At 41.8% G+C, this 5,789-nt stretch carries 8 protein-coding genes; 4 read left to right on the top strand and 4 right to left on the bottom strand.

Features of this window, described 5'->3' with window-relative positions; translation table 11 throughout:
- A partial coding sequence (locus tag WBA23_RS21960; RefSeq protein WP_424584424.1) for a flavodoxin family protein occupies positions 1 to 425 on the top strand: 425 nt, incomplete at its 5' end.
- A 33-nt stretch (positions 426 to 458) separates the two neighbouring features.
- Here the strand turns inward: WBA23_RS21960 and WBA23_RS21955 are convergent.
- The 4 genes from WBA23_RS21955 to WBA23_RS21940 all read right to left on the bottom strand — a co-directional run bounded on the left by WBA23_RS21955 (position 459) and on the right by WBA23_RS21940 (position 3,525).
- Positions 459 to 608, bottom strand: coding sequence for a hypothetical protein (locus tag WBA23_RS21955; protein ID WP_424584423.1), 150 nt, complete (start codon positions 606 to 608; stop codon positions 459 to 461).
- A gap of 144 nt (positions 609 to 752) precedes the next feature.
- Positions 753 to 1,271: a TlpA family protein disulfide reductase gene (locus tag WBA23_RS21950; RefSeq protein WP_424584422.1), complete on the bottom strand. Its 519-nt coding sequence runs from the start codon at positions 1,269 to 1,271 to the stop codon at positions 753 to 755.
- Between the two features lie 121 nt (positions 1,272 to 1,392).
- The gene (locus tag WBA23_RS21945; protein ID WP_424584421.1) at positions 1,393 to 2,466 is read right to left on the bottom strand and encodes a glycoside hydrolase family 113; all 1,074 of its coding nucleotides are present in this window, start codon (positions 2,464 to 2,466) and stop codon (positions 1,393 to 1,395) included.
- Between the two features lie 102 nt (positions 2,467 to 2,568).
- Positions 2,569 to 3,525 carry a mechanosensitive ion channel family protein gene (locus tag WBA23_RS21940; protein ID WP_424584420.1) on the bottom strand — a complete coding sequence of 319 codons (957 nt, stop codon included), beginning with the start codon at positions 3,523 to 3,525 and terminating at the stop codon, positions 2,569 to 2,571.
- 257 nt (positions 3,526 to 3,782) lie between these two features.
- On the opposite strand from WBA23_RS21940, the gene WBA23_RS21935 reads away from it, so the two are divergent.
- The 3 genes from WBA23_RS21935 to WBA23_RS21925 form a co-directional block, all read left to right on the top strand.
- A complete protein-coding gene (locus tag WBA23_RS21935) occupies positions 3,783 to 4,427 on the top strand; it encodes a hypothetical protein (protein ID WP_424584419.1) in 645 nt (214 codons plus the stop codon).
- A gap of 156 nt (positions 4,428 to 4,583) precedes the next feature.
- Positions 4,584 to 5,138 (top strand): hypothetical protein, encoded by a 555-nt coding sequence (locus tag WBA23_RS21930; protein ID WP_424584418.1) that lies wholly within the window; start codon positions 4,584 to 4,586, stop codon positions 5,136 to 5,138.
- Between the two features lie 43 nt (positions 5,139 to 5,181).
- Positions 5,182 to 5,789 (top strand): sulfatase-like hydrolase/transferase (locus WBA23_RS21925; protein ID WP_424584417.1); only part of this gene is annotated, 608 nt, incomplete at its 3' end.

Below are 5,789 nucleotides of genomic sequence, written 5' to 3'. Positions count from 1 at the left end.
AGGTTATCGATTTGAAGAAAAAACATATTAATAGTTACAGCTATGAACACGACAACCTAAATGACGATTTTCTATCTGTAATTAAGGAGATAATAAAATACGATACGATTGTTTTCATAACCCCTGTTTATTGGTATTCAATGAGTGGCATCTTAAAGAATTTTTTTGACAGAATTACTGATTGTTTGAAAATAGAGAAGGAAACAGGAAGAAAGTTAAAGGGGAAAAATATGATAGCAATCTCCTGTGGTTCTGATAGTACTGAAACGGAAGGTTTTTTTGTTCCATTTAGAAATAGTGCCGCCTATTTAGGTATGAATTACTTAGGAGATATTCATACGTGGATAAAAAAAGATGTTCCCGAATATGAAGTACTAGAGAAGATTGAAGCTTTCGTCGGTGCAATAAAAAACAAGCCAGTCTAAAGGGTTTATTCAAACTTTGCGAAATATTTTTTGTTACAAATCCAAAGATTCAATAAAGTAATCGTTCGGTATCCAGGCGGTTTGAATGTTGGTAATAGAATCCGTCGGCTGAGTATAGGCGCGAAATACCTTATTTTCAGTCTGGGCAATAATTGAAGAACCGCTATTGCGGGAAGCATTCATTTATGAACAAACAGATTGGGTTCTCTTCTTGTTCGGCTCGTGGGCACTTCTACCTGCTGAACTGATAGGCTTAAATCTGTTTTTCGGGTTAAAGAGTTGCGTTGACAACTACCAATAAGTATAATGTGAAGCAGAACCGAATCGTCAAAGAGTTTTCAATTGATTCATTGCTTCAGTTTGGTTCCATTCTTGGCTACCAATAACTGTTTCTACCAATTCACCCGAAGAGTTAATTAGGAAAGTAGTGGGCAACGAGTAGATATTCAGACTCTCGATGGGGGTTTTGGTGTGTACAAACTGAAAAGTAAAATCTTGCTTCTCAGCAAACTTCTGAATCTTAGCTAGATCTTCGTAGGAAGCCGCCAGAAAAACGTAGTCTTCCCCTAACTGTTCCGCTGCTTCGCTCATAGATGGCATCTCTACAATGCAAGGTTTGCACCAGGTAGCCCAAAAGTTAAGGAACACCTTTTTACCCTTCATGGTCTCCCAACTAATGGGGTTTCCGTCCAGATCAGTTAGCTCAATAGAGGTAATATCTACTTCGGTATATGCTACCATTTGGGTTTCGATTTTTTCACTTACCTCAGTCTGGGAAGAAGTGTTTTCCGGCGACGAACATCCAACCAGAAATAGCCAAGAAAATAGTGTAATGGTGTAGTACATCGTTGGGTAGTTATTGAGTTACTTAATTGTTCTATTGCTGATTGCTGTATCTTCCGTTCCCGGAGCTCGTTCAGTACATGTTTCCGCCTTTCTTCATTAATCATCAGCCATCAATCATCACTTATTGTCCTTTGTTCCAGCGATAGATAATTTCCTGAGCTGGTTTATTCTGAGGGGTAAAACGACTGTTGTTCACCCCGCCCGAACGGTGGTGGGGCACACTCCACTTCCATAAAAAACCCCCTGCGTACCAAGGCTCCGTATTAAAAGTTTCGTAGAGAGCATCGTAAGCGGTACGTTGCGCCCACATATCGGTAGTTAGTTCGCTTTCATCCATATTCCAATGCTCTCCTGCACTATGAATCATACTACGGTAGCCGTATTCAGTAAAAATTAACGGTCGGTTTAACGATTGACTAAACGAAGCCAACTCTTTCTTAATTGGCTTCCATCCTCGCATCAGTTCTTCTTTAGAAGGTTTGGGTTGGTCCGAAAGTGGAAAGTATCCATCGATACCAATATAATCCAGCTCGTTCCAGAACGTAACGTTGTGGTAATTGTCCCAGTTGGCGGCGTAGGTTAAGGGGCCACCGTATACAGCGCGTACATCGCGAATAAGTGATCGCCAGAACTCCGGACGTTGTTTTACCGATTGTCGCACCTCCGTTCCAACACAGAATAGCTCTACCGATAGTGAATCGGCTAACTCAGCGAAGGCCAGCACGTAATCGCGGTAGTCCTTTTCCCAGGCAGCCCACGCCTGGGGGTCTTCCAAATCAAAATCGCCGGGCCAGCCCTGGTTTTTCACCCATAAGTGAGGCTTTACCATCACCTTCATTCCTCGGTCATGCGCCATTTCTACGCAGTGAGCAATTCCGGTCAGGCTTTCACCCCAATAATAGTATTTTTTTTCAGCCTGCCACCGCACAAAGGTTTCTCCGGGAATACTAAAGGCGTAAGGAACTAGCGATACCCAATTAAATCCTAGAGAATCTATAGGTCCTATCTCATGTGGTTCAAACGGATCGCGAGGCCCCTCCAGATTGATTCCTTTGATAAGATCTGCCCGATACGGGGGACGAACTTGCTCAGAATGAGCTGAGTCGCAGTAAGTAAATAAGCCAACCACTAAGCCACTCAAAACGAGACCATATGCCCAAGAGAAAAAGATATTTGAGAAGCGGCGCATTACCATAATTTGCCCTAATATAATAACTAAACCTCACCTACGCTATCTCCGCAATTTAGTTTAGGCTGTTATGCTACCCTTTTTAAGGCTCGTTAGCGCGTTCAACTACTATAATTCTGGCTGGGTACTTCCACCCGGTTTGAAAGCATCAGTGTTGCGACGAGTCTGGGTTTTACCTTCCTGAGCATTGTAGTAAATTCGTTGGGTAGGATACGCGAAGTCAATATCTTCCTGTTCCGCAAAAATAGTAAGTACCTCTTCCCAAATTTTATGTTCGGTAGTCCTTCGTTTACGAGGATTGCAGAGGTAACGAATAGTAAGCGACACGCCGCTTTCAATTACCCGGGTATACACAATAGGAGTAAGATTGGTATAGAAAATCAAATACTGTTTAGAGGCTTCCATCAATCGTTTGGCCGCCGTGCGCGACAATTGCTCAACGTGGGTTTGAACCACCTCTTCCAGAATAGTTTTAGCCTTTTTCCAGTTACTTTCAAAGGTCACCCGAACTTCGATCTCGTTCCAAATATGGTTAAATCCTTGCGTAAAGTTGGCCTGCGGTTCTTTAAATACCTTGCCGTTGGGGATATGGATAATTCGTCCGGTACTTTGGTCAGCATCTACCCAGTTTCTAATCTCATTAATGGTAAACTGATAGAAGCGAATATCAATCACATCGCCCGCGAATTCGCCAATTTGAATACGGTCGCCAATATCAAAAGGGCGACGTAGCAGAATAAATACCCAGCCAGCTATGTTCGCAATGGGTTCTTGCAGGGCAATAGCCAAGCCTGCGCCTACCAATCCGAAGAAAGTAGCCAGGGAACCTACTCGGTCTACCCAAATGGAGCCAATAATAATAACTAGCAGGAGATTAGTGAGATTCTTTATACCATTTCGCCAGTAGTAACGGTCTTTCGGGTTTTTTACGCCCCGAAAGATGAGCTTTAGCCCGAAGAACCGGAACAGCCACAACCCTAAAATTACCAGTAAAGAATAGATAATCTTTAGTTGTACGGCTTGACTAATGAGCCAGTTTTCAGCGATCCACTCAGAAATATTCATGTAGGCTTCGGTTGAGAGGTGTAATGCTAAGGTCTGCAAAAATCAATGGGAAAATATTGGAAAGCAACTGATGACTATTATTTATCCTGAACTAATAAACACCTGCTGGAGGGCATAGCTAAATCAAGCAAATCTTCATGAGATATAGCATTTTTGATAATAAATGAGTTTCTTCTCTCTATTATAGAGTGTTTGAACACTCTTAACCTTCATTTTGCTAAGGAATAGCAATCTTAATCCTAAACTTTTCAAAGAGAATGACATCATTTGCCCGCTATTATAAAGACAAAAAGCTAGAGGAGGTTTCAATGGATAAGATGGAAGAGTTGATAAGAAATAAAAACAATAAAGTGGAGATAGCTGAACACGTTTACGAACGATTATATACCCGCTTTTTGAAGATTTTCGATTTTGGAACCGACCAAGAAATAGATTGTACTAAAAATGGGCAGGAAGAGTGGATAGATATATTCAAGAAGGAATACAAAAATGGTTTCCTTATTTTAGCAAGTTGCTCATTATTAATTGAAACTTTTGCTGCTTTCCTTACTGGTGAGAACGAAACGCCTAGAGGCGAATCGCCTAACAGATTTAATAAAGTATTTGAGTATGCAAAGGATAAAAAAAGTCCATTAAATATATTTGAGAATAGTGAATATTATAGGGCGATCAGATGTGGAATCTTGCATCAGGGTGAAACCAAAGGAAAGTTTCTTGTCACCAGGGAAAAAGAAAAAAAGATATTAGATGGAAAAATTATTAATGCTTATTTGTTCCATGTTGCACTAAAAAAACTTCTTATTTCGTATAAGAGTGATTTAGAGAATAAAGAATGGAATAGTTGGATTTGGGATGCTTGTCGACAAAAGATACGCCATATTATAGCTAACTCAAGAGATTAGTAAATACAGATGAACGTCACTGCGAGGAAGTATGACGAAGCGGTCTCCTATTTCGTGAGATTGTTGTATCGACGATCCCGCAGTGAACCGTCCGATTTATTACACTTCTGCCTTAGGCGGATCATTATGACGTTGAATAATTTAAAACCGCATCAAATGAAAATTGCCTGTATCGGCTGGGGTTCGTTGGTTTGGCAACCTAAAGACCTGATTATTCAAAATGAATGGCACTCGGATGGACCAATGCTTCCAGTTGAATTTACCAGACAATCTATGGATGGCAGACTTACCCTAGTCATCACTCAAAATGTAAATCCTGTCCGAACATTATGGGCACTAATGTCAACTACTGAAATTGAGCAGGCCAAGCGTTCATTGCTCAATCGAGAAGGAATACCGGAGAAAAGATTAAATAATTTCATTGGCTCAGTATCCTCAAATGAGGAAACAGCCGACCCAATTAAGATAGAAGTTAAAAACTGGTTAAACCACCTGGATTTAGATGCTGCTATCTGGACGAATCTCCCACCTAAGTTTGAGGGAATCAATTATAGGATTCCCACATTACAAGAAGCTATTACCTACTTGAAATCACTTGACGTAAATACAAGAAATGTAGCTGAGGAATATATTAGAAAAGCACCAAAACAAATTGATACTGAATATCGGCGAGGTTTTGAAAAAGAACTTGGCTGGACTTGTGTTAAATAACACTAACCTTTCTACTTGTAGAAACCAACAATAGTACAAATCTATGCCTCAACTACTACTCATTTTTTTGGTAAGCTTATTTGCTTTCACGTCTGATATTCAGGCCCAAAACCAGCCCCGCCCCAATGTACTGCTGATTTTCACTGATGACCAGGGCTCGCTGGACATGAACTGCTACGGATCGGAGGATTTGGTAACACCCCATATGGATACGCTGGCCGCATCGGGAATTCGGTTCACGCAGTTTTACGCTGCGGCTCCGGTATGTTCTCCCTCGCGGGCTGGTTTGCTCACTGGACGCACTCCGCTACGGGCAGGTTTACCGGGTAACGTTCCTATTCCTTACCGCCGAGCCGGAGCGGGCTTGCCAACCGAAGAGGTAACGATTGCCGAAATGCTAAAAGATGGGGGCTATAAAACCGGACACATTGGCAAGTGGCATTTAGGACATGATGCTGAGAAGCAACCCACCGGGCAGGGCTTCGACTACAGCTTCGGCCATATGGTGGGCTGCATCGATAACTACAGTCACTTCTTTTACTGGAACGGCCCCAATGTTCATGATCTGTGGCGTAATGGTCAGGAAGTTCATTATCCCGGTCAGTTCTTTCCGGATTTAATGGTAGACGAAGCTCATCAGTTTCTGGAGCA

Source organism: Tunicatimonas sp. (assembly GCF_049647865.1).
In the GTDB taxonomy this organism is placed as follows: Bacteria; Bacteroidota; Bacteroidia; order Cytophagales; family Cyclobacteriaceae; genus Tunicatimonas.
The sequence above is the reverse complement of the archived record's forward strand: the minus strand, read 5'-3'. Positions and strand labels throughout refer to the sequence as shown.